Source organism: Pseudomonas corrugata, from assembly GCF_001269905.1.
GTDB classification, from domain to species: domain Bacteria; phylum Pseudomonadota; class Gammaproteobacteria; order Pseudomonadales; family Pseudomonadaceae; genus Aquipseudomonas; species Aquipseudomonas corrugata.
This window is the reverse complement of record NZ_LHVK01000003.1, coordinates 84,645-106,760: the sequence shown is the minus strand read 5'-3', so window position 1 is coordinate 106,760 and position 22,116 is coordinate 84,645. Positions and strand designations below refer to the sequence as shown.

Genomic DNA, 22,116 nt, shown 5'->3' with positions numbered 1-22,116 from the left:
GTGCGGCGTGGTCGTTTGCAGTATAAACACCTGCTGACGCATCGCGAAAAATTCATCACCCGGCTGACGGGTAGGAACTGCCGAAGGCTGCGATCTTTCCGCTGCCGCTTGAGTCTTGAGCGAAAGATCAAAGGATCGCAGCCTTCGGCAGCTCCTACGGGCGGGAATAAGGAGTGTGCCGTGCTTGCAACGGCTTTGGTATTGGTGGCTGCGTTGCTGCATGCCGCCTGGAATACGTTGATCAAATTCAGTGGCGAGCGTCTTCTGGTGGTGGCGTGCATGGACAGCGTCGCGCTGCTGTTTGCCGTGTCGGCCCTGGGCTTCGTGGCGCTGCCGCCGATGGAAGTCTGGCCGTGGATCCTGGCATCGGCGGCCTTTGAGCTGCTATATCGCTACTTGCTGATCCAGGCGTATCGGGTCGGGGACCTGGGGCTGGTCTATCCGCTGATGCGCGGCTTGTCGCCGCTGGTGGTCTTGGCCCTGACGCTGATCTTTGCCGGCGAAGTGCTGACGACTCAGCAGACCCTCGGCATTTTGCTGATCCCGTTCGGCATGCTGTGCCTGTTATGGCAGGGTGGGGGCGGCGAGCGGCTGCCCTGGTCGATGCTGCCGGTGGTGGTGCTGATTGGCCTGTGTATTGGCTGCTACACCTACATCGATGGCCAGGCCCTGCGGCGCTGGTCCCATCCGCTGGACTACCTGGTCTGGATCACCCTGTTCTGCGCCTGGCCATTCCCGCTATTGGCCGTGGTGAGCAAACGACCGGCGTTCCTGCTGTTCTGGCGCGAACAGTGGCGGCTCGGGTTGGCGGTCGGGCTCTGCGTCTTGTTCAGTTACGCTCTGGTGCTCTGGGCCATGCAACTGGGGTCGATCGCCGAAGCGGCGGCGCTGCGGGAGATCAGTGTGATCCTGGTGGTGCTGTTCGGTATGCGCTACCTGAAAGAACCTTTCGGTCGGCCGCGGCTCTTAGCCTGCGGGCTGGTGCTGATTGGCATGCTGGTGATTAAATTCTGAGCAACTTCCCGATTTTCGACTTCCCCGTAAAACTCAAAGAAGGAACTGCATCATGACGGTTGCCCTGTGGTGTATTTTGATCGCGATCATCCTGCCTTATCTGTGTATCGCCATCGCCAAGATCGGTGGAAGATACCGGCTGCGAGACAATCACGATCCTCGGGACTTCCTGGAAACGCTCGAGGGCTTTCCCCGACGCGCGTATGCCGCGCAGCTCAACAGTTTTGAAATTGCCCCGGCATTCGCTGCCGCGGTGATCGTTGCGCACTTGGCCGGCAACGCCGAACTGGTGACTATCAATGTGCTGGCGGTGTTGTTCATCACCAGTCGCCTGCTGTACATCATTTGCTACCTGGCGGACTGGGCGATTCTGCGTTCGCTGGTGTGGTTCGTGGGAGCGGGGCTGATCGTCAGTTTCTTCTGTGTTTCTGTCTGAGCCTGGCTGTTGAGTCCCGGGGCCGTGGAGGCCCCCTTCGCGAGCAGGCTCGCTCCCACATTGATTTCGGGTGTTCACAAGATCGTTGTCCACTGAAGATCAACTGTGGGAGCGAGCCTGCTCGCGAAGGCGTCGGTACAGACAACCCTTCTCTCAGGGATTGGCGGTGACGGCATTCGCCACCTGTGGCACTTGCGGCAACGCCATGCCCTTGGGCCACAACATCCAGATCTGCCCCTGTTGCTTCATGTCCCCGGCCAATTGCCCCGCGGCTTCGCCGGTGCCCCAGAACAGGTCCGCCCGTACTTCACCGGCAATGGCGCCGCCGGTGTCCTGGGCCGCGACCGGTCGGTTCAATGCGCTGCCGTCGGGGCGGGTAGTGGAGAGCCACAGCAGGCTGCCCAGCGGAATGACCTTGCGGTCCACCGCTACGCTATAGCCGGCGGTCAGCGGTACGTTCAACGAGCCTCGCGGGCCTTCGTTGCTATCGGGGTTACGGTTGAAAAAAACATAGCTGGGGTTGCTGCCCAGCAATTCGGGTATCCGGGTCGGATGGGCCTTGGCCCAGGCACTGATGGTGCCCATGGTCACGTCTTCCTTCTTCAGTTCACCCTGTTCGACCAGCCAGCGTCCGATGGGGCGGTAGGGGTGGCCGTTCTGATCGGCGTAACCGATGCGCAACTGGCGACCGTCATCGAGACGAATACGGCCCGAACCCTGGATCTGCAGGAACTGCAGGTTCATCGGGTCCGTCAACCAGGCGATCACGGGCGCTTTCACGCCGTTGGATTCGATGGTGGCTGCGTCGTCGTAGGGCTTGAGCACCCGGCCTTCGAGACGACCGCGCAGGCGTTTGCCCTTGAGCTCGGGGTAGAGGCTGTCCAGCGCCACGATGATCATGTCCTCCGGTACACCGTACACCGGGATATTGGCGCTGGCGGTCTGGGTGAGGCTGCCCGGATAGACCGGCTCGTAGTACCCGGTGATCAGGCCGTTGGGACTGTTGTCTCCCGAGCGCAGGCCGTAGACCTCCAGGTTCTGTTTCAGGAAATTGCGCACAGTGGGAGCGGTCTGCGGCACATTGGCTGCCGCGGCGCAGGTGGGGCCCCAGGTCGCATCGGCCTTGAGCCGGGTGCATGCGCTGCGCCAGGAGCCGAAACCGGCCAGCAGGTCTTCATCGGAGACCGCCGGTAGCGCTTCCCAAGGGGCACTGACATAAGTGGCGAGGGCATGAGTCCGGGGCTCTTCGCCTTTTTCGCCGCGATTACAGCCAGCCAGCAGTGCGATCAGCGGTAGGGTCAACGCCAGGACTTTGTGCCAGGTCTTGAAGCGGCTGTTCATGAAATTTTTCCTTGCGGTCATTCGAGCGCTGTCAGGCATTCGAATAACCCGTATTGTAAATAGGGCCATTGGTCTTTTCCGATGAGCCGAGGATACTAACCGCCGTTCCCTGCCCCGAGGCCAAGATGTTTGTAAAACGATTTTCCATGGCCATGCTGGCCTGCCTGATGTTGTCCGCCTGCGGCGGTGTCGATCCCAACTCCCCGCTGGGCCAGCGCAAGGCGATTTTCAAGCAGATGCTCAAGACCAACGAAGAGTTGGGCGGCATGTTGCGTGGCCGGGTTCCGTTCGACGGTGCGCGCTTCGCCGAGGGTGCCGTGCAGCTCGATCAGTTGTCCCGCGAACCGTGGAAACACTTCCCGCCAGTGCGCGAGCAGGACCATACCAGTGCGCGGGATGAAGTCTGGCAGAAACAGGCGCGCTTCCAGGAACTGGCCCACAACCTTGAAGCGGCTACTGGAGAGTTGGTGACGGCCAGCAAGGTCCAGCCCTACAGCGCCAGTTACCTGGGGCCGGCGGTGCAGAAGGTCGAGGATGCGTGCAGTGCCTGTCATAAGGAGTTTCGGGATCATTGACGCCTCTTGAAAGATCGCAGTCTTCGGCAGCTCCTACAGAATATTGCGATCTCTCAGTGCTTATTTGTCCAACTCATCCACCGCTTCCTGCAGTTCCTTGCGGGAGGCAGCCAGTTTGTCCTTGCGCTTGTTGATCCGCTCGGGGTCGCCTTTTTTCATGGCTTTTTCCAGCTCGGCCTGGCGGCGGCTGACTTCGTGCTTGGCGTCGAGCACCTTGGTTTCGCGCTCCTTGCGCAATGATGCGTCGGTACAATGGGTCGTGACTTCACTCAGAGCGCTTTCCAGGCCGGCCTGCTGGTCTGCATTTCCGCGGGACTTGGCCAGTTCGATCTGATTGATGATGCCCTGGCGCTTGGCTGCGCAACCGGTAAGCTCAGGGGCTTGTTCGTCCGCCATCAGGGGCGCGGCCAGGGTGGCGCACAAGACCAGCAAGGCAAAGGGGGGCAGGAAATTCATGGCAACTCCGTAAAAGCTCGTGAGCGGTCGGTCCAGATGCGCTGTTGGAACGCATGTTCGCCCCTTGGGTTCAATTGCGCGGGACGATGTCAGAAACCTTCGACCCCGGCAGTGCGTAATACTTCACTCAACCCCAGCACGTGCGGGTCACGGAAAAAAGCGCTCAATTGCGCGGCTCGTCCCGGCCCGATGCCGGCTTCGGCTTGCCATTGGTCGGTAGTCCGTTCGGCCAGCACGTGCCACGGTCCATCCAGACTGGCCGCTCCGGCGGGCGGTAGCCCGAGGGCCTTGAGCCATTGACCGAACGGGCGTCGTCGGGCGCTGTGCAAACTGACGAGCAGGCGGGCGCTGCTGCGTTCGCCGAAGCCGGTCATGTTAGCAAGCTCGGCGGCGTCGAGGGTCATCCAATCCAACAATCCGTCGAGTCGGCCCGCAGCCAGGAGTTTTTCCCAGGTCCCGGGGCCCACATTGGGCAGGGCGAGGCCGTGCTTGCCGCTGAGCCAACTCAGGCGCGCCAGGAACTGGCTTTCGCAGCCGGGCGTCGGTTGCCAGCAACTCAGCGGGTGATAATCCGCCGCCACGGGGGCAGTGATGACCGGCCGCTCGACACTGCGCAGCACAACGCCATCGAGTCGCGGGATGGTCAGCCCGGCGAGGCTGATGGCGACCCGGTCTCCGGGGCGGATGTCCATGTCCGCCCAGCGTTTGAGGGAACTGACGCTGACCCGCCGGATCTGTCGGTCGTCGAGCATGACGGGCTCGAGTTCCAGCAACGGTGTGATGCGTCCGGTGCGCCCGATCTTGAAATGCACCTTGCGCACTTCGGCCAATGACTGGGCGTAAGGGTATTTCCAGGCCACGCCCCAGAACGGAGGCTTGGCCTGCCAGCGGTTGGCAGGCGGTCTGCGGCTCTGGCGCAGGACGATGCCGTCGCTGGCGAATGGCAGTGGTGTGCGATACCAGTGGTCGCGCCAGCGTTCGGCGTCGCCGGCTGCTTGCACCGGGTGGCTGTAGCCGCGGGTGTCGGCGAAGCCCAGCGCATGCAATTGGGTCTCGCGCTCGGACAGGGTGGCGGGGCCTTCGGGCCAGTCCCAGGTGAACAGGCCGATGCTTGAGGTTTGTTCAGTCGTCAGGTCCTTGCGAGCCATCAGGCCCGCCACGGTTGCCCGGGCATTAAGACTGCCCTCCCTGGCCTGCACGTGATCAGTCAGTCGCCAGTACAACTCCCCCTGAACGAGCATGTCCGAAGGCCTGTGCAGGCGCTGGGGGATGGCGTCGACCTTGCGCGCCGTTGCCGTCCAGTCGTGTCCTTGGACGCCATCGCCGCGGCTGATTGCCTGATGCAGACGACCTGCGCGATAAATCAGGGTGACCGCCACACCGTCGACTTTCGGCTGGACCCAGATGTCTGCCCGATTCTGCAGCCAGGCCCGCACCGCGTCGGCATCCTTCAGCTTATCCAGGCCTGTATGAGGGACTGGATGCAGCACTTTGCCGCTTGCTGTGCGCAGCGGGTCAGGCGGCGCCGCAAGATCAAAACAATTGCGCCATTGGCCCAGTTGCGTGCGGGACTGATCGTAAAGCTCGTCGGCGACCAGTGAGCGGCCGAGACGGTAGTAGCTGTCGTCCCAAGCGTCGATTTGCTGTTGCAGAGCCGCGACCTCCGACCTGGCACGTTCGTCGGGCCAATCGGGGCAAGGCGCGGCAATGACGAGAGTAGGGAGCATTAGAAAAACGAGAGCACACAACAGCAGCGTCATCGAAGCATCCTTGCTGGTTCATGTGCCTGAAGGCTAGTCACTGGAACAGAGGAGGCGAGGGCAGGATGGTTACCGGATTTTGCCGAGCCTGATGGCGCTACTGTGGCGGTACAGTGGGGCGTGATTTGATCGCCTAACTGTCCCTTGAACCCATTGCTGGCCGGCGCAGAATAGACCTCCCGAACCGCCCTGCCAGGAGTGCACCCGATGGACCTGACGACACTCGCTGTTTTCATTCCGGCCTGTTTCGCCCTGAACATGGCCCCAGGCCCGAATAACCTGTTATCCATCAGCAACGCCTCGCGTTATGGCTTTGTCCGGGGTTGCAGTGGTGGTGTTGGCCGGCTGCTGGCGTTCGCCATCATGATTGCCTTGGCAGCGGTGGGGTTGACGGCCGTGCTGCATACCTCGGAATTGCTGTTCCTGGGGATCAAGCTCGTGGGTGCCGGTTATCTGTTCTACCTCGCCGTGCAGCTGTGGCGGGCCCGGCCTGAGGTCGGTAGCGAAGCGTCGATGGAGTCAAAGGGCGTGGGGCAACTGGCGCGCCAGGAATTCCTGGTGGCTATCGGCAATCCCAAGGCGATCCTGTTGTTTACCGCGTTTCTGCCACAGTTCGTTGACCGTTCGGGTAGCGTCACCCAGCAATTCGCCGTGCTGGGCGGGTTGTTCCTGGCGTTGGAATGCATTGCCGTCGGGCTGTATTGCTACATGGGTATTTATGCGCGAAAGCTGTTTGCCCAGCCCCGTGGCAAGCGTTTGTTCAATCGGATGTGTGCGGGACTGCTGGCGAGCGCCGCTTCGTTCCTGCTGGTGGCGCGGCGTTCCTGAGGGTTCTGCTGACTTTCGTGGCGAGGGGGATAAATCCCCTCGCCACGAAACGCGGTGTGGCAGTTGATGCCAGGCATGAAAAAGCCCCTGGCGACCAAGTCGCCAGGGGCTTTTTCATGACAGCAGGTATTACAGGCCGGCAGCGGCGCGCAGGGCGTCGGCGCGGTCGGTTTTTTCCCAGGTGAAAGTGGTGAACGTGTCGCTACCGACAGTCTTGGTTTGCGGCGTGCGACCGAAGTGGCCGTAGGCTGCTGTTTCCTGGTACATCGGGTGCAGCAGGTCAAGCATGGTGGTGATGGCGTACGGCCGCAGGTCGAACACTTCACGGACCAGTTTGATGATTTTGTCGTCGCCGATCTTGCCGGTACCGAAGGTGTTCAGGGAGATCGACGTAGGTTGGGCAACGCCGATGGCGTAGGAAACCTGGATCTCGCAGCGCTCGGCCAGGCCGGCGGCGACGATGTTCTTGGCCACATAGCGACCGGCGTAGGCCGCCGAGCGGTCAACCTTGGATGGATCCTTGCCGGAGAATGCGCCACCGCCGTGACGGGCCATGCCGCCGTAACTGTCGACGATGATCTTGCGACCGGTCAGACCGCAGTCGCCTACCGGGCCGCCGATGATGAAGTTGCCGGTCGGGTTGATGTGGAACTGGGTGTCCTTGTTCAGCAGTTCGGCAGGCAGCACGTGCTTGACGATCAGCTCCATCACGCCTTCGCGCAGGTCTTTGTAGGAAACTTCAGGGTTGTGTTGGGTCGACAGTACGATGGCGTCGATACCCACCACCTTGCCATTTTCGTAACGGCAGGTGACCTGCGACTTGGCGTCCGGACGCAGCCACGGCAGCAGGCCGGATTTGCGGGCTTCGGCCTGACGCTGCACCAGTTGGTGCGAGAAGGTGATCGGGGCTGGCATCAGTACGTCGGTTTCGTTGCTGGCATAGCCGAACATCAGGCCCTGGTCGCCGGCACCCTGGTCTTCCGGCTTGCTACGGTCAACGCCTTGGGCGATGTCCACCGATTGTTTGCCGATGATGTTCATCACGCCGCAGGTCGCGCCGTCGAAGCCGACGTCGGAACTGTTGTAGCCGATGCCCAGGATGACGTCGCGGACGATCTGTTCCAGGTCGACCCAGGCCGAGGTGGTGACTTCGCCGGCGATGATCGCCACGCCCGTCTTCACCAGAGTCTCGCACGCCACGCGGGCGTACTTGTCTTCAGCAATAATGGCGTCCAGCACCGCATCAGAAATCTGGTCGGCGATTTTGTCCGGATGCCCTTCAGACACGGACTCGGAGGTGAAAAGGGAGTATTCGCTCATCTCGATGTTTTCCTACAAGTTACCGATGGTGAGTGTCGCCAGCCGGTCGCTGAAAGTGGCGAACCTGGATCTGGAAACCATTACGTAAGCCTACATAGAGGCTTTCCCCGGGCACGAGGCCCGCAGCGGTGGCCCAACGGGCCAGATCATCCTGTTCAAACCCCAACCAGAGATCGCCGCAGGCCTCCCTGGCCCAGCTCTGGTTGTGGCTGCATAACTCTGTCACCAACAGGCTACCGCCTGGTTGCAGCAGGCCGGCCATGTGCCTGAGCGCATCGGCCGGTGCGGCAAAATGGTGCAGTACCATATTCAATACAACGCAATCGGCCTGCAGGTTCACACCCTCCAAGGCATCGGCCAATTGCAGGCTGACATGAGTCAGCTTTTCGCGTTCGCATACCTGACGCGCCAGCTCGAGCATCGCCGGGCTGTTGTCCAGCGCCGTCACCTGGCTGAAGCGTCGCGCCAGCTCCGGCAGAAAAGCACCGTCGCCGGGGCCAACTTCAATGGCAGTGGCGGCAGGCTCGAAGCTCAGCTTGTCGAGCAGCGCCACGACGCTCTCACGGTATTGCGGCAGTCCCGCGATCAGGTCCTGCTGGGCGCGGAATTTTTCCGCTACCCGTGCGAAAAAATCCTGGCTGGCGGCGGCCCGTTGCCTGTGCACCTGGGCGATGCGAGCCTGTACATCCGTCGGTAGGTCGAGTTCGTCCACTTCGTCCAGCAATGCCGTGTGCAGCTTGCCGCCCAGAAGATCGGAGTGGGGCAGGGCGCGGCGATAGAAAATGGCGTTGCCTTCACGGCGGGTTGCCACCAGGTCGGCCTGGGCCAGGACCTTGAGGTGATGGCTCATGCCGGACTGGCCGATGCCGAAGATCTGCGCCAGCTCCAGTACGCCGAACGAGTCGTTGGCCAGGGCACGCAATACATTGAGCCGCAGCGGATCGCCGCCGGCCTTGCAAAGGGCCGCCAGTTCATCGCTGTCTTCATGGCGAATGGACGGCACGCGTAAGTTCATAGTGCGGCAGTCTAGTGATGGGTCCGGATCATCGCAAGGTCAATATCAAAAAGTTTTGATATTGCTCGATAGATGGCACTTCCTGATACGGGCTTTACTCTACAAACCATCAGCGGAAAGGTTTCATCTGGCGAATGCGAATTTATCCACCGGAAAAACCGCTCTGGATGACTATCTGTCATTGCCCCGCGCGGGTGGGTGAGGGAAAATGCACGCCTTTTTTCAGTTTCGTTATTCAAACCCAGGAGATCAGCGATGCCCAGCCGTCGTGAGCGTGCCAATGCCATTCGTGCCCTCAGCATGGATGCCGTGCAGAAAGCCAACAGCGGCCACCCAGGTGCCCCGATGGGCATGGCGGATATCGCCGAGGTGCTGTGGCGCGACTACCTCAAGCACAGTCCGAGCAATCCATCGTTCGCTGACCGTGACCGCTTCGTGCTGTCCAACGGCCACGGCTCGATGTTGATCTACTCGCTGCTGCACCTGACCGGCTACGACCTGTCGATCGATGACCTGAAGAACTTCCGTCAATTGCATAGCCGCACCCCGGGCCACCCCGAATACGGCTATACCCCCGGCGTTGAGACCACTACCGGCCCACTGGGTCAGGGCCTGGCCAATGCCGTGGGCTTCGCCCTGGCGGAAAAAGTCCTCGCCGCGCAGTTCAACCGTCCGGGTCATAACGTTGTCGATCACCACACCTATGTGTTCCTCGGTGATGGCTGCATGATGGAAGGCATTTCCCATGAAGTGGCTTCCCTGGCCGGCACCCTGGGCCTGGACAAGCTGATCGCTTTCTACGACGACAACGGCATTTCCATCGACGGTGAAGTCGAAGGCTGGTTCACCGATGACACGCCGAAACGTTTCGAAGCCTACAACTGGCTGGTGATCCGTAACGTTGATGGCCATGATCCGGAAGAAATCAAGACCGCCATCGAGACGGCTCGCAAGAGCGCCCAGCCGACCCTGATCTGCTGCAAGACCACTATCGGTTTCGGTTCGCCGAACAAGCAAGGCAAGGAAGACTGCCATGGCGCCCCCCTGGGTGCCGAGGAAATCGCCTTGACCCGCGCCGCATTGAAGTGGGAGCACGGTCCATTCGAAATTCCAGCGGACATCTACGCAGAATGGGACGCCAAGGAAAAGGGCCGTGCCCTCGAAGCCGATTGGGATCAGCGTTTCGCTGCCTACTCCGCCGAATTCCCTGCGCTGGCCAACGAACTGGTGCGCCGCCTCAGTGGTGAGCTGCCAGCTGACTTCGCTGAAAAAGCCTCGGCCTACATCGCCGAAGTCGCGGCCAAGGGCGAAACCATCGCCAGCCGCAAGGCCAGCCAGAATACCCTGAACGCTTTTGGTCCATTGCTGCCGGAACTGCTGGGCGGTTCGGCCGACCTGGCAGGTTCCAACCTGACCCTGTGGAAAGGCTGCAAGGGCGTCAGCGCCGAAGATGCCAGCGGCAACTATATGTACTACGGCGTTCGTGAGTTCGGCATGAGCGCGATCATGAACGGCGTTGCGCTGCACGGCGGCCTGGTGCCTTACGGCGCGACCTTCCTGATGTTCATGGAATACGCCCGCAATGCGGTGCGCATGTCGGCCTTGATGAAGAAGCGCGTGCTCTACGTATTCACCCACGACTCCATCGGCCTGGGCGAAGACGGCCCGACTCACCAGCCGATCGAGCAACTGGCGAGCCTGCGTTGCACCCCGAACCTGGACACCTGGCGCCCATGCGACGCCGTGGAGTCGGCGGTGGCCTGGAAGTACGCCATCGAACGCAACGACGGCCCGTCGGCGCTGATCTTCTCCCGTCAGAACCTGCAGCATCAGGCCCGCGAAGTCGGCCAGATCGACGAGATCGCCCGTGGCGGTTATGTGCTCAAGGATTGCATCGGCGAGCCTGAGCTGATCCTGATCGCCACCGGCTCCGAAGTCGGCCTGGCTGTCCAGGCCTACGACAAGCTGACGGAGCAGGGCCGCAACGTGCGCGTAGTGTCCATGCCTTGCACCAGCGTGTTCGATGCCCAGGACGCCGGCTACAAGCAGTCGGTATTGCCACTGCAGGTCAGCGCCCGAATCGCTATCGAGGCTGCCCATGCCGATTACTGGTACAAGTACGTGGGCCTGGAAGGCCGCGTGATCGGCATGACCACCTACGGCGAGTCGGCGCCTGCCCCGGCGTTGTTCGAGGAATTCGGTTTCACCCTGGAAAACATCCTGGGTCAGGCTGAGGAATTGCTGGAAGACTAAGCCCAGGAATGTATCGCCTGTTCTGACGCTATCGCGGGCAAGCCTTGCTCCCACAGGATGTGCACTCCCACAGGGAAATGCCAACCTGCGGGGGCAAGGCTTGCCCGCGATGGCAATCCAATGTTCAGCGCCATATTCATGGATTCACTCAGGTCAGAGACCCCCCATGCCCCAACCGCGTCCCTACAAAGTTGCACTCAACGGCTACGGCCGGATTGGTCGTTGCGTCTTGCGTGCGTTGTTCGAGCGAGGGGCGCAGGCCGGCTTCGAGATCGTGGCAATCAATGATCTGGCCGACATGGCCAGCATCGAATACCTGACGCGCTTTGACTCCACCCATGGCCGGTTTCCCGGCGAGGTACGGGTCGAGGGCGATTGTCTGCACATTAATGGCAACTGCGTGAAAGTCCTGCGCAGTGCCACCCCCGAAGGCATCGATTGGGCGTCCCTGGGCGTCGACCTGGTGCTCGAGTGCTCCGGCGCCTACCACACCCGTGAAGACGGTGAGCGTTTCCTCGCTGCCGGTGCGCCGCGGGTGCTGTTTTCCCAGCCGATGGCCAGTGAAGCGGATGTGGACGCCACCATCGTCTACGGCGTCAACCAGGATTGCCTGACTGGTCACGAACTGCTGGTATCCAATGCCTCCTGCACCACCAACTGCGGCGTGCCGCTGTTGCGCCTGTTGGATCAGGCCATTGGCCTGGAATACGTGTCGATCACCACCATCCATTCGGCGATGAACGATCAGCCGGTGATCGACGCCTACCATCACGAAGACTTGCGCCGCACCCGCTCGGCGTTCCAGTCGGTGATCCCGGTGTCCACTGGTCTGGCGCGAGGCATTGAACGGCTGCTGCCGGAACTTGCGGGGAGAATTCAGGCCAAAGCCGTGCGAGTGCCGACGGTCAACGTGTCCTGCCTCGATATGACGATGCAGACCGTGAGCGATACCGACGCCACCGAGGTCAACCGGATCCTGCGCGAAGCCGCTACCAGTGGCCCGCTCAAAGGCCTGCTGGCCTACACCGAATTGCCTCATGCAAGTTGTGATTTTAACCATGACCCACATTCGGCCATCGTCGATGCCAGCCAGACCCGTGTATCCGGCCCGAGGCTGGTGAACATCCTGGCCTGGTTCGACAACGAATGGGGGTTTGCCAACCGAATGCTGGATGTTGCCGAGCATTACCTGCAAACCGCTTCTAAAAAACCTGCTCTCTAAACAGTTACCCAGGAATTGCGACCCATGACCGTGTTGAAGATGTCCGACCTCGATCTGCAAGGTAAGCGCGTACTGATCCGCGAAGACCTCAACGTCCCTGTAAAGGACGGTGTCGTCACCAGCGACGCGCGTATCCTGGCCTCGCTGCCGACCATCAAGCTGGCCCTGGAAAAAGGTGCGGCGGTGATGGTCTGCTCCCACCTGGGCCGTCCGACCGAAGGCGAGTTCTCGGCCGAAAACAGCCTCAAGCCCGTGGCCGACTACCTGAGCCGCGCCCTGGGTCGCGAAGTGCCGCTGGTGGCTGACTACCTGGGCGGCGTCGACGTGAAGGCCGGTGATGTAGTGCTGTTCGAAAACGTGCGCTTCAACAAGGGCGAGAAAAAGAACGCTGATGAGCTGGCCCAGCAATACGCAGCCTTGTGCGACGTGTTCGTGATGGACGCTTTCGGCACTGCCCACCGCGCCGAGGGTTCGACCCACGGCGTGGCGAAGTTCGCCAAGGTCGCCGCTGCCGGCCCGCTGCTGGCTGCTGAACTGGATGCACTGGGCAAGGCTCTGGGCGCACCGGCCAAGCCGATGGCGGCCATCGTTGCCGGCTCCAAGGTTTCGACAAAACTCGACGTGCTCAACAGTCTGAGCCAGATCTGCGACCAATTGATCGTCGGCGGCGGCATTGCCAACACCTTCCTGGCTGCAGCCGGTCATCCAGTCGGCAAGTCCCTGTACGAGCCGGATCTGCTGGACACCGCCCGCGAAATCGCCGCCAAGGTCAGCGTGCCGCTGCCGGTGGACGTGGTGGTCGCCAAGGAATTCGCTGAAAGCGCTGTTGCTACCGTCAAGGCCATTGCTGACGTAGCCGACGACGACATGATTCTGGACATTGGCCCGCAGACGGCAGCCAATTTTGCCGAGCTGTTGAAATCTTCCAAGACTATCCTGTGGAACGGCCCGGTCGGTGTGTTCGAGTTCGACCAGTTCGGCAACGGCACCAAGGTCCTGGCCCAGGCCATCGCCGACAGTGCTGCGTTCTCCATCGCTGGCGGCGGTGACACCTTGGCGGCCATCGACAAATATGGCGTGGCCGAACAGATTTCCTACATCTCCACCGGCGGTGGCGCGTTCCTTGAGTTCGTCGAGGGCAAGGTGTTGCCTGCGGTAGAGGTCCTGGAAAGCCGGGCCAAGGCTTGAGGCTGTATTGACCGGGCAAAGGAGTGTTTTTATGGTCAAGACGTGGATGTTTTTGTTGTTGACCGCGGCCCTGGCCGCTTGCGGGAGTCACCCGCAAGCGACGCCGGAAGCGGCCGCCAGCGATCCGGAGCCAGGTTGCTATCAGGCGCACTGGCAGGCGGAAACCAACCCGGTGCTCAACAAGCGCTCCGGGCCGGACGGTCTGGACAAATACGAAACGCAAACCCCGACCAAGGAACATGGGTGTCCTTGACGGGTCTGACCCTTTAACTCAGGGCTGGCGGCACGCGTCGCCGGTCGAGGAACACGGATGAAAGGCTTGATCGCCGTTGTGGCATTGGCATCGCTGGCCGGTTGCGCGCAGTTGGGTTTTTCGAATGCGTCCGAACCTGTAGCGGGTTGGACGACCTGGACCTGTGACAGCGAGGCCAAGGTGTTCTGGCGTTATACCGACACCACCCGCAAGGCCGTCGATGTGCGCCTCGGTGGGGCCGAGCAGGTTTACCGCTTGAAGCAGGAGCCAGGCGCGTCGGGCGCGCTGTACAGCGACGACATGCTGGCGTTTCACATCAACGGTGACGAAGGCCTGGCGTACTGGGTTGCCACCAATGATTTGATTGGCCGGGGCTGCAAGGCCCAGTAATTGAACCTATGGACCCATGTGGGAGCGAGCCTGCTCGCGATAGCGATATATCATCCAATCAGATGTCGACTGATCTACCGCTATCGCGAGCAGGCTCGCTCCCACAGGGTTCTGTGAACGCTGAAGTTACAAGTAACACTGAATTCGCGGCCGAGGCTCACCCCTTACCCGCAATGACTTGAATAGCCGCCGCCGCTACGGCAGGCTGGCACGATTAACGACCCTCGACCGGGAGAGACACACAATGGCACTTATCAGCATGCGTCAGATGCTGGACCACGCAGCCGAATTCGGCTACGGCGTTCCAGCCTTTAACGTCAACAACCTTGAGCAGATGCGCGCCATCATGGAAGCCGCTGACAAGACCGACTCTCCGGTGATCGTCCAGGCTTCGGCTGGCGCCCGTAAATACGCCGGTGCGCCGTTCCTGCGTCACCTGATCCTGGCGGCAATCGAAGAATTCCCGCACATCCCGGTGTGCATGCACCAGGACCACGGCACCAGCCCTGACGTCTGCCAGCGCTCCATCCAACTGGGCTTCAGCTCGGTAATGATGGACGGTTCCCTGGGCGAAGACGGCAAGACTCCGACCGACTACGAATACAACGTACGCGTCACCCAACAAACCGTTGCCATGGCCCACGCCTGCGGTGTGTCGGTGGAAGGTGAGCTGGGTTGCCTGGGTTCGCTGGAAACCGGCATGGCCGGTGAAGAAGACGGTATCGGTGCCGAAGGCGTGCTGGATCACAGCCAGATGCTGACCGACCCGGAAGAAGCCGCCGACTTCGTCAAGAAAACCCAGGTCGACGCTCTGGCCATCGCCATCGGCACCAGCCACGGCGCCTACAAGTTCACCAAGCCGCCCACCGGTGACGTGCTGGCGATCGACCGCATCAAGGAAATCCACAAGCGCATTCCCAACACTCACCTGGTGATGCACGGCTCGTCCTCGGTGCCGCAGGAGTGGCTGGCGATCATCAACCAGTACGGTGGCGACATCAAGGAAACCTACGGCGTGCCGGTCGAGGAAATCGTCGAAGGCATCAAGCACGGCGTGCGCAAGGTCAACATCGACACCGACCTGCGCCTGGCGTCCACCGGTGCCATGCGCCGTTTGATGGCGACCAACCCGAGCGAGTTCGATCCGCGCAAGTTCTTTGGCGCGACCGTGACTGCGATGCGTGATGTGTGCATTGCGCGTTATGAGGCTTTTGGTACGGCGGGTAATGCTTCGAAGATCAAGCCGATCTCCATGGAAGCGATGTTCCAGCGTTATCTGAAGGGTGAGTTGAACGCCAAGGTCAACTAAAGCCTCTCGCGCCAGGAAAAACCCGCATCCCTATGCGGGTTTTTTTATGGGGTGCGGTTTACGTGTATATCCGTTCCGCGGTAACGGTTGTCCATGGTTTCGCTTTTACTGCGGGTTACTGTACGGCGGATGTGTCTCTCTCCAGTTGTGGGGACGAGCCTAGTCAACATCAATGCAAGCTGACCCACCGCTATCGCGAGCAGGCTCGCTCCCACAAAATTGCTGCTCCCCTTCGAACCCGCGTTGTTCAGTCACCCCAAGCGCGTCGGTTACATCTGAGACTCAGGTGTTGTGATCGATATCCAGCACGCTGAACGTCACTTTCCCGCCTTCGCTGGTGTAGCCGGTGTTGTCCTGCACATACACCCCAGCCTTGAAATACAACGGCTTGTCGCGCCACGCTCGGCCGACGGTGGTGTACCAACTTCTACCGGCAGCGGTAATGCCCAGGTCGCCGGTACGATCGAGGTGGATCCGGTAAGAGAAGGATCGGTTCAACTGTACCCCAGTGGCGACGGTAATGACCCTCCCTTCGCTGTCATCGGGACGCATGCGGACCTTGGCGACGATGTTGCCATTGGCGCTGTTCTCCTTGTATTGGTATTCCAGTTTGACCATGGGCTTGCTGCTGTCCTTGGCATGGATCTGGCCAATCACGATCTTGCCGCTGCTGGGCACCTGATTCACAACCAGGGTGGCCCGCAAATGATTGTCGGCGTCGGGATAGACCCAGTTGCGCAAGGTTCCGTCTTTATAGGTTTCTCGCAATTCGCTGCGCGGGTAGATCGCGTTTTCAGTCTTGGTACCGGTGACGGGTGACCAGAAATACACCGTGCTGCCTTCGGAGTTGAAATATTTGTCCTGGAACCCATCCACCAGACGGGGGGTTTCGATGGTCTTTGGCGGACTGCCTTCAGGGATGCTCAGGTTCCAGGTTGCAAGATCGACCATGTTCGGATCCTTTCTGAGAAGAAGAAATGATTTACGCCACAGCCGGAGGCTCTAAGACGCGCTTTTGCTGAGGCCAGAAGGGAGTGCGAACGAGTATTTGGCACGTTCGTACGGCGGAGGGTTGGCGTCAGCAGTCCGTCAGAGTTGCGTTTGTCGCTTTTGTGCCCGAGATAAATGACCGCTGGTCGGCTATTCCGGTTTTTATCGGAACAATTGGGTGGTGGCCATCGGGCCGCGCGCCAAATATAGAAAAAAAAGGCATCCGAAGCGGATGCCTTCAAGGGTGCAGCAGTACTTAAGAGGTGGTGTGTTTGATTTCAAGCAGGCTGAACGACACTTTTCCGCCTTCGGTGGGGTAGCCGGTGTTGTCCTGCACATACACACCCGCTTTGAAGTACAGGGGCTTGTCCTTCCAGCTCGGGTCGATGGTCGTTCTCCAGTTGTAACCCGCTGCGCTGATGCCCAGGGCACCCTTCGGGCTGAGATGGATCATGTAGGAGAAACTACGGTCTAGCCTCACGCCGGTGGCAACGACGATAACCTGGCCTGTTTCGTCATCGGGGCGCATCCGTACCTTGGCGACGATGTTGCCGGTGGCGCTGTAGGCCTTGTATTGGTATTCCAGTTTCACCATGGGACTGGTGCTGTTCTTGGTGTGGATCTGGCCAATCACGACCTTGCCGCTGCTGGGCACCTGGTTGACCGTCAACGTCGCCCGCAGGATGTTGTCCGCCGCCGAGTACAGCCAGTTTCGCAGGGTGCCGTCGCTGTAGGTCTCCCGCAGTTCGCTACGTGGGTAGATCGCGTTTTCGGTCTTGGAGCCGGTCACCGGGGCCCAGAAAAACACCGTGCCGGTTTCGGCGTTGAAGTACTGATCCTTGAACCCTTGCGCCAGGCGAGGGGTTTCGATAGTCATCGCCGGGCTGCCTTCGGGGATGCTCAAGTTCCAAGTGTTAAGGTCGATCATGTTCAGTTCCTGCAGTGAAATGTTAGGCGCAACAACGCGAGGCTCTAGCCCGCGAGTTGGGGCGTCCTGATAGCACCGGTTTGAGCTTGTTGTCGTTCTTGCGGCGAATGATTGACGTCAAGTGATCGTCACTATGGCTATTGCAGTTTTTGTGCCCAGGATGGGTGACCGTTAGTCGGCTATTTCGGGCATTGTCGGGATGATGGCGCGATGACACCTACTGCTTTTTAGAATCACGGTCTAGAGTGAGATCACAGTATTTGTCTGTTTTGCTATGTAAAACGGACATGGCGCCCCGATAAGAGAAGCAGCATGGAATGCGCGCAACCTACGCTTGGTGAAGACAGCTCCGTCCTTTTGATTGTTGATGATTACCCTGAAAACCTGCTCAGCATGCGAGCGTTGTTGCAGCGTCAGGATTGGCAAGTCATGACCGCAGCCTCGGGTGTCGAGGCCCTCAACCTGCTGCTCGAACATGACATCGACCTGGTTCTGCTGGATGTGCAGATGCCCGAAATGGACGGTTTCGAAGTGGCACGCCTGATGCGCGGCAGCCAGCGCACGCGGCTTACGCCGATCATTTTCCTGACCGCCAATGAGCAATCCCAGGACGCGGTGATCAAGGGCTACGCCAGTGGTGCGGTGGACTATCTGTTCAAACCCTTCGATCCGCAGATTCTCAAACCCAAGGTCCAGGCGTTGCTGGAGCACCAGCGCAATCGCCGGGCCTTGCAGCGCCTGAGCCAGGACCTGGAAGCCGCCAGGGCGTTCAACGCCTCGGTGCTGGATAACGCCGCCGAGGGCATTCTCGTGGTGGACGAGGCCGGTTGCATCCGTTTCGCCAACCCGTCCACGTGCCGTCTGCTCAATGCCATGGCCGAGCAGTTGCAGGGAACACCGTTCCTGGATTACCTGCAGAAACCCCACATTCCACAGTGGGTCGACTCCGACATTCATGTCGCCTATTGCCGTGGCCAGACCTGGCGCCTGCACGATGCGGTCCTGCGTACAGCGCCCGGCCAACAGGTGTCGGTGGCTTTGTCCTGCGCACCGCTGCCCTCGGAACAGAAGGCAATGGTGGTAACGCTCCAAGACATGTCGGTAGTCCGGCACTTGCACCAGCAACTCGAATTCCAGGCCGTTACGGATCCGCTGACCGGTTTGCTCAATCGCAGGGGGTTTTATCAGACCGCCGAAAATCTGCTGATGCGTAGCGAGCGGCTGGAAAGCAACTGGGTGCTGCTGTACCTGGACCTCGACGGTTTCAAGCGCGTCAACGACTCACTGGGGCACGATGCCGGCGATCGGGTGTTGCGCTGGGTCTCGGAGCAGTTGAAAGCTTGCTTGCGCCCCTTTGACATCCTGGCGCGGCTGGGCGGGGATGAGTTCACGGCACTGCTGGACCTGGAGCTCCCGGAGCAGGCGGCCAAGATTGCGGAAAAACTCATTGAGCGGGTCGCGATCTGCCAGCAGATCGAAGGCATGGATGTGGCACTGGGGGCCAGTATCGGTATTGCGACGTATCCGGACTGCGGCGCCAATCTCGACGGGTTGCTGCGCGCATCCGACATCGCCATGTATGAAGCCAAGCGCGCCGGCCGCCAGCAATACCGTTTCTACGATCACGAAATGAACGGCCGAGCCCGTTCACGGTTGATGCTCGAGGAAAGCGTGCGCTCGGCCATCGAGAACCGTGACTTCAATATGGTCTACCAGCCCCAGGTGAACATCCGCGATGGGCGGATTCGTGGATTCGAGGCGTTGCTACGCTGGCAGCACCCGAGCGTTGGCGATGTGCCGCCGGGCCTGTTCCTGCCCTTGTTGGAGGAAGCGCGACTGATCAGTCGGCTGGGCAGTTGGATCTATCATCGCAGCGCGGCCCAGCGCAAGGTATGGGAACGAAATTTCGCCGATGACCTGGTGCTGGGGGTGAGCCTGAGCAGTACTCAGTTTGGCATGCCGAACCTGGTCACCGAGTTGCGTCAGGTCCTGGAGCGCCATGCCTTGAAGCCCCGGCAATTGGAGGTCGAGGTGACCGAGGATGCGTTGATGCGCAATCCCGACGAAACTCAGAAGCAACTGCGGCTGCTGCGCCACCTCGGGGTGCGGGTGGCGCTGGATGACTTCGGCTCGGGGCCGTGCTCGCTGACCCATTTGCGTGACCTTGAGCTCGATACCCTCAAGCTCGACCGGCACCTGATCGCCCGATTGCCGGATTCGCCGCGCGATGCTGCCTTGGCGGCATCGGTGATCGATTTATGCACGCAATTGGGTCTGCGGGTGATCGCCGAAGGAGTGGAAACCCTGGAGCAATATCGATGGCTGCAAGCCCATGGTTGTGAGTACGTGCAGGGATTCCTGGTGGCGCGACCCTTGATGGCCGCCGATACCGATGCGTTCGCCAAACCTTTTGACTGGGGCGCGCTAACGGTCTGAGTTCGTTACACTGGCGGCCTTTCCCACAGTATTTCCGTTCAATGACTGCGCTCAAGTACCTCCAGGCCTATCCCGCCGCACTGCAAGCCCAGGTGCAGCAACTGATCGCTCAGGACAGACTGGGTGATTACCTGCACCAGCGCTATCCGGGCCGGCATCCGATCCAGAGCGACAAGGCTCTGTACAGTTATGCGCTGGAACTCAAGCAACAGTACCTGCGTAACGCGCCGGCCATCGACAAGGTGTTGTTCGACAACCGCCTCGACCTGACCCATCGCGCCCTCGGTCTGCACACCGCCGTTTCGCGGGTGCAGGGTGGCAAGCTCAAGGCGAAGAAGGAAATCCGCATCGCGTCGCTGTTCAAGGATGCAGCGCCCGAATTCCTCAATATGATCGTGGTGCATGAACTGGCCCACTTCAAGGAGTCGGACCACAACAAGGCGTTCTACCAACTCTGCGAGCACATGCTGCCGGGCTATCACCAGCTGGAGTTCGACCTGCGGGTGTACCTGACCTGGCGCGATCTGCAACAACCGAAGGAATGACCGGATGGATGTCAGCAAGACCAAGAGCAGCTTCTATCGCCGCTTGTATGTGGCTTACCTGATCGACAGCGGCGTGGCCAGCAATGTCCCGGCGCTCATTGACGTGACCGGCATGCCGCGACGCACCGCCCAGGACACTGTTGCCGCGCTGGCGGACCTGGATATCGTGTGCGAGTTCGAGCAGCAGGAGGGCGCTCGCAACCATGCAGGGTGCTATCGGATCCGCGATTGGGGAGCGATTGATCGGGAGTGGATCGAGGCCAATCTGCAGCGGATCAAGGCGGTGCTCGAATACCCCTGACAGGAATAGTGGCGGTACTGGCCCCATCGCGAGCAGGCTCGCTCCCACAGGAGGATGTGTTTCAAATGTGGGAGCGAGCCTGCTCGCGATGACGGCCTCAGGGCCGATGCATCCCAATGTGCGGAATACCATCTTCCAGGTATTCGACCCCCACCACTACAAACCCATACCGCCCGTAGTAGCCCTGCAGATGCGCCTGCGCCGACAGTGAAATCGACGTGCCGGGCCACTGCTTCCCGGCGTGCTTGAGCCCGTGCTCCATCAAGGTGTGACCCAACCCCTGACCTCGTGCCTCGGGAGCGATGACGACGCGGCCGATCACCACGTCGCTGTTCTGCGAATGAGGATCGAGCAGGCGCAGGTAGGCGATGAGGTGGTTGTCCCTCCAGGCCATCAGGTGGAAGGTATCGCCTTCCAGATCCAACCCGTCGACGTCCGGATAAGCGCAGTTCTGTTCGACGACGAATACGTCGGCGCGCAATTTGAGTATGGCGTACAGCTGTTCCTTGCTCAGGTCACTGTGATGTTTGCAGACCCAATCGATGTCCATGTTCTGAATTTCCTGAAGAACCCGATGCCGATATTAAGTGCACTGTGTTCAGAAGTCTCTTTCTCGGGTGAGCGAAAGTCTGGGGTAAATGCCAAATTGCCATCATTCTTGTTTCGCAGAGCTGTCGTCTTTATGTAATCTTCGTCCCAGCGCTGCGTAGCGATTTCAATGAGCTAATGTTAGGTCGGATGTCACTGTTTACCCCCGGATTTTGGCTAAGGACATGGGCTTCGCAACCTTCAAGGATGTATGGCATGCCGCGATTGCATCGAGCTCTTGTTTTGATTGGGTTGTTGTTGCTGAGCCACAACGCTTGCGCGCAGACGCTGCGCCTGGTTGCGGATGGCTGGCCACCCTTTACCGACTCCACGCTGGTCAATGGTGGCCTGGCGACTGATATCGTCAGCACCGCCCTGGCGCGTGCCGGCTATGCCACCGAATTCGAACAGGTGCCTTGGGCCCGGGCAATGCTGGGCATCGGCGAGGGGCGTTATGACGTGCTGGTCAACGCCTGGTACAGCGAAGCACGCACTCATATAGGCCAGTTCTCGGCCGAATACCTGCTCAACCGCGTGCGTTTCCTCAAGCGCAAGGAGGCTCCGATCCAGTTCGACAGCCTGCAACAGCTCTACGATTACCCCATCGCAGTGGTTCGCGGTTATGCCTATTCCAAGGCGTTCGATGAGGACCAGCAACTGCAGAAAGTCCCCGTGCATAACTTTGCGATGGCAGTACGCATGGTCGCTGCCGACCGCGTGAAGTTGACCCTGGAAGACGAATATGTCGCTCGTTATTACCTGGCTCGCGAATCGCCCAAGGTGCGTAATTCCGTTGAGTTCTTGCCCAAGCCGTTGAGCGAAAACAGCCTGCATATCCTGGTCAGCCTGAAGAACCCGGAGCATGAGCAGATCGTGGCGGGGTTCGATCGGGAGATCGCGGCGATGAAGGCCGATGGGAGCTATGCACGGATCCTGAAAATGCACGGTATGTGAGCGAGTTTTGCGCT

At 60.4% G+C, this 22,116-nt stretch carries 22 protein-coding genes; 14 read left to right on the top strand and 8 right to left on the bottom strand.

Annotation, left to right across the window (positions count from 1 at the left end):
- Nucleotides 1-180: 180 nt before the first annotated feature.
- Together AD665_RS00710 and AD665_RS00705 are read left to right on the top strand one after the other, a co-directional pair.
- Nucleotides 181-1,014: an EamA family transporter gene (locus AD665_RS00710; RefSeq protein WP_053190545.1), complete on the top strand. Its 834-nt coding sequence runs from the start codon at nt 181-183 to the stop codon at nt 1,012-1,014.
- Nucleotides 1,015-1,066: 52 nt separating this feature from the next.
- Nucleotides 1,067-1,450, top strand: a complete 384-nt coding sequence (locus tag AD665_RS00705; protein ID WP_024778848.1) for an MAPEG family protein — start codon at nt 1,067-1,069, stop codon at nt 1,448-1,450.
- 153 nt (nt 1,451-1,603) lie between these two features.
- On the opposite strand, the gene mltA is transcribed toward AD665_RS00705, so the two are convergent.
- On the bottom strand, nt 1,604-2,791 hold the full coding sequence (gene mltA / locus AD665_RS00700; protein ID WP_053190543.1) for a murein transglycosylase A: 1,188 nt from the start codon (nt 2,789-2,791) through the stop codon (nt 1,604-1,606).
- Between the two features lie 125 nt (nt 2,792-2,916).
- Here mltA and AD665_RS00695 point away from each other — a divergent pair, with 125 nt between their 5' ends.
- Nucleotides 2,917-3,366, top strand: a complete 450-nt coding sequence (locus AD665_RS00695; RefSeq protein WP_024778846.1) for a c-type cytochrome — start codon at nt 2,917-2,919, stop codon at nt 3,364-3,366.
- 60 nt (nt 3,367-3,426) lie between these two features.
- Here AD665_RS00695 and AD665_RS00690 read toward each other — a convergent pair whose 3' ends face one another.
- Both AD665_RS00690 and ligB read right to left on the bottom strand, forming a co-directional pair.
- A complete protein-coding gene (locus AD665_RS00690; protein ID WP_053190541.1) occupies nt 3,427-3,822 on the bottom strand; it encodes a DUF1090 domain-containing protein in 396 nt (131 codons plus the stop codon).
- Nucleotides 3,823-3,911: 89 nt separating this feature from the next.
- A complete protein-coding gene (ligB, locus tag AD665_RS00685) occupies nt 3,912-5,582 on the bottom strand; it encodes an NAD-dependent DNA ligase LigB (protein WP_024778844.1) in 1,671 nt (556 codons plus the stop codon).
- Between the two features lie 207 nt (nt 5,583-5,789).
- On the opposite strand from ligB, the gene AD665_RS00680 reads away from it, so the two are divergent.
- Nucleotides 5,790-6,410 (top strand): LysE family translocator, encoded by a 621-nt coding sequence (locus AD665_RS00680; protein ID WP_024778843.1) that lies wholly within the window; start codon nt 5,790-5,792, stop codon nt 6,408-6,410.
- Between the two features lie 129 nt (nt 6,411-6,539).
- Here AD665_RS00680 and metK read toward each other — a convergent pair whose 3' ends face one another.
- Together metK and AD665_RS00670 are read right to left on the bottom strand one after the other, a co-directional pair.
- On the bottom strand, nt 6,540-7,730 hold the full coding sequence (metK, locus tag AD665_RS00675) for a methionine adenosyltransferase (protein WP_024778842.1): 1,191 nt from the start codon (nt 7,728-7,730) through the stop codon (nt 6,540-6,542).
- Between the two features lie 19 nt (nt 7,731-7,749).
- Nucleotides 7,750-8,745 (bottom strand): ArsR/SmtB family transcription factor, encoded by a 996-nt coding sequence (locus tag AD665_RS00670; RefSeq protein WP_024778841.1) that lies wholly within the window; start codon nt 8,743-8,745, stop codon nt 7,750-7,752.
- Between the two features lie 255 nt (nt 8,746-9,000).
- Between AD665_RS00670 and tkt the strand changes: the two genes are divergently transcribed.
- From tkt to fba, 6 genes are all read left to right on the top strand, one after another.
- On the top strand, nt 9,001-10,998 hold the full coding sequence (gene tkt / locus AD665_RS00665) for a transketolase (protein ID WP_024778840.1): 1,998 nt from the start codon (nt 9,001-9,003) through the stop codon (nt 10,996-10,998).
- 166 nt (nt 10,999-11,164) lie between these two features.
- Nucleotides 11,165-12,220 (top strand): erythrose-4-phosphate dehydrogenase, encoded by a 1,056-nt coding sequence (epd, locus tag AD665_RS00660; RefSeq protein ID WP_024778839.1) that lies wholly within the window; start codon nt 11,165-11,167, stop codon nt 12,218-12,220.
- 24 nt (nt 12,221-12,244) lie between these two features.
- The gene (locus tag AD665_RS00655) at nt 12,245-13,408 is read left to right on the top strand and encodes a phosphoglycerate kinase (RefSeq protein ID WP_024778838.1); all 1,164 of its coding nucleotides are present in this window, start codon (nt 12,245-12,247) and stop codon (nt 13,406-13,408) included.
- Nucleotides 13,409-13,439: 31 nt separating this feature from the next.
- On the top strand, nt 13,440-13,661 hold the full coding sequence (locus AD665_RS00650; RefSeq protein WP_024778837.1) for a hypothetical protein: 222 nt from the start codon (nt 13,440-13,442) through the stop codon (nt 13,659-13,661).
- 57 nt (nt 13,662-13,718) lie between these two features.
- Nucleotides 13,719-14,051: an MliC family protein gene (locus AD665_RS00645; protein ID WP_053190539.1), complete on the top strand. Its 333-nt coding sequence runs from the start codon at nt 13,719-13,721 to the stop codon at nt 14,049-14,051.
- 244 nt (nt 14,052-14,295) lie between these two features.
- Complete coding sequence (gene fba / locus AD665_RS00640; protein ID WP_024778835.1) at nt 14,296-15,360, top strand: class II fructose-bisphosphate aldolase; 1,065 nt, start codon at nt 14,296-14,298, stop codon at nt 15,358-15,360.
- A gap of 282 nt (nt 15,361-15,642) precedes the next feature.
- On the opposite strand, the gene AD665_RS00635 is transcribed toward fba, so the two are convergent.
- Nucleotides 15,643-16,311 carry a polysaccharide lyase family 7 protein gene (locus AD665_RS00635; RefSeq protein WP_024778834.1) on the bottom strand — a complete coding sequence of 223 codons (669 nt, stop codon included), beginning with the start codon at nt 16,309-16,311 and terminating at the stop codon, nt 15,643-15,645.
- Nucleotides 16,312-16,606: 295 nt separating this feature from the next.
- Nucleotides 16,607-17,278, bottom strand: coding sequence for a polysaccharide lyase family 7 protein (locus AD665_RS00630; protein ID WP_024778833.1), 672 nt, complete (start codon nt 17,276-17,278; stop codon nt 16,607-16,609).
- A 312-nt stretch (nt 17,279-17,590) separates the two neighbouring features.
- Between AD665_RS00630 and AD665_RS00625 the strand changes: the two genes are divergently transcribed.
- From AD665_RS00625 to AD665_RS00615, 3 genes are read left to right on the top strand one after another with little or no spacing between them, the layout of a single operon-like run.
- Nucleotides 17,591-19,714 carry a putative bifunctional diguanylate cyclase/phosphodiesterase gene (locus tag AD665_RS00625; protein ID WP_024778832.1) on the top strand — a complete coding sequence of 708 codons (2,124 nt, stop codon included), beginning with the start codon at nt 17,591-17,593 and terminating at the stop codon, nt 19,712-19,714.
- Between the two features lie 41 nt (nt 19,715-19,755).
- Entirely contained in the window at nt 19,756-20,259 is a 504-nt protein-coding gene (locus tag AD665_RS00620) for a YgjP-like metallopeptidase domain-containing protein (RefSeq protein ID WP_024778831.1), read from the top strand.
- A gap of 4 nt (nt 20,260-20,263) precedes the next feature.
- A complete protein-coding gene (locus tag AD665_RS00615) occupies nt 20,264-20,560 on the top strand; it encodes a winged helix-turn-helix domain-containing protein (RefSeq protein WP_024778830.1) in 297 nt (98 codons plus the stop codon).
- A gap of 97 nt (nt 20,561-20,657) precedes the next feature.
- Here AD665_RS00615 and AD665_RS00610 read toward each other — a convergent pair whose 3' ends face one another.
- Nucleotides 20,658-21,110, bottom strand: coding sequence for a GNAT family N-acetyltransferase (locus AD665_RS00610; protein WP_024778829.1), 453 nt, complete (start codon nt 21,108-21,110; stop codon nt 20,658-20,660).
- A 254-nt stretch (nt 21,111-21,364) separates the two neighbouring features.
- Here AD665_RS00610 and AD665_RS00605 point away from each other — a divergent pair, with 254 nt between their 5' ends.
- The gene (locus tag AD665_RS00605; protein ID WP_053190537.1) at nt 21,365-22,102 is read left to right on the top strand and encodes a substrate-binding periplasmic protein; all 738 of its coding nucleotides are present in this window, start codon (nt 21,365-21,367) and stop codon (nt 22,100-22,102) included.
- Nucleotides 22,103-22,116 lie beyond the last annotated feature (14 nt).

Bases quoted from the DNA above. Each gene is read 5' to 3' on its own strand.
- AD665_RS00610 (WP_024778829.1), bottom strand. From the start codon at position 21,110: ATGGACATCGATTGGGTCTGCAAACATCACAGTGACCTGAGCAAGGAA.
- mltA (WP_053190543.1), bottom strand. From the start codon at position 2,791: ATGAACAGCCGCTTCAAGACCTGGCACAAAGTCCTGGCGTTGACCCTA.
- tkt (WP_024778840.1), top strand. From the start codon at position 9,001: ATGCCCAGCCGTCGTGAGCGTGCCAATGCCATTCGTGCCCTCAGCATG.
- metK (WP_024778842.1), bottom strand. From the start codon at position 7,730: ATGAGCGAATACTCCCTTTTCACCTCCGAGTCCGTGTCTGAAGGGCAT.
- AD665_RS00620 (WP_024778831.1), top strand. From the start codon at position 19,756: ATGACTGCGCTCAAGTACCTCCAGGCCTATCCCGCCGCACTGCAAGCC.
- AD665_RS00695 (WP_024778846.1), top strand. From the start codon at position 2,917: ATGTTTGTAAAACGATTTTCCATGGCCATGCTGGCCTGCCTGATGTTG.
- AD665_RS00630 (WP_024778833.1), bottom strand. From the start codon at position 17,278: ATGATCGACCTTAACACTTGGAACTTGAGCATCCCCGAAGGCAGCCCG.
- AD665_RS00635 (WP_024778834.1), bottom strand. From the start codon at position 16,311: ATGGTCGATCTTGCAACCTGGAACCTGAGCATCCCTGAAGGCAGTCCG.
- AD665_RS00680 (WP_024778843.1), top strand. From the start codon at position 5,790: ATGGACCTGACGACACTCGCTGTTTTCATTCCGGCCTGTTTCGCCCTG.
- AD665_RS00650 (WP_024778837.1), top strand. From the start codon at position 13,440: ATGGTCAAGACGTGGATGTTTTTGTTGTTGACCGCGGCCCTGGCCGCT.
- fba (WP_024778835.1), top strand. From the start codon at position 14,296: ATGGCACTTATCAGCATGCGTCAGATGCTGGACCACGCAGCCGAATTC.
- AD665_RS00645 (WP_053190539.1), top strand. From the start codon at position 13,719: ATGAAAGGCTTGATCGCCGTTGTGGCATTGGCATCGCTGGCCGGTTGC.
- AD665_RS00625 (WP_024778832.1), top strand. From the start codon at position 17,591: ATGGAATGCGCGCAACCTACGCTTGGTGAAGACAGCTCCGTCCTTTTG.
- AD665_RS00655 (WP_024778838.1), top strand. From the start codon at position 12,245: ATGACCGTGTTGAAGATGTCCGACCTCGATCTGCAAGGTAAGCGCGTA.
- AD665_RS00705 (WP_024778848.1), top strand. From the start codon at position 1,067: ATGACGGTTGCCCTGTGGTGTATTTTGATCGCGATCATCCTGCCTTAT.
- AD665_RS00605 (WP_053190537.1), top strand. From the start codon at position 21,365: ATGCCGCGATTGCATCGAGCTCTTGTTTTGATTGGGTTGTTGTTGCTG.
- ligB (WP_024778844.1), bottom strand. From the start codon at position 5,582: ATGACGCTGCTGTTGTGTGCTCTCGTTTTTCTAATGCTCCCTACTCTC.
- AD665_RS00690 (WP_053190541.1), bottom strand. From the start codon at position 3,822: ATGAATTTCCTGCCCCCCTTTGCCTTGCTGGTCTTGTGCGCCACCCTG.
- AD665_RS00670 (WP_024778841.1), bottom strand. From the start codon at position 8,745: ATGAACTTACGCGTGCCGTCCATTCGCCATGAAGACAGCGATGAACTG.
- epd (WP_024778839.1), top strand. From the start codon at position 11,165: ATGCCCCAACCGCGTCCCTACAAAGTTGCACTCAACGGCTACGGCCGG.
- AD665_RS00615 (WP_024778830.1), top strand. From the start codon at position 20,264: ATGGATGTCAGCAAGACCAAGAGCAGCTTCTATCGCCGCTTGTATGTG.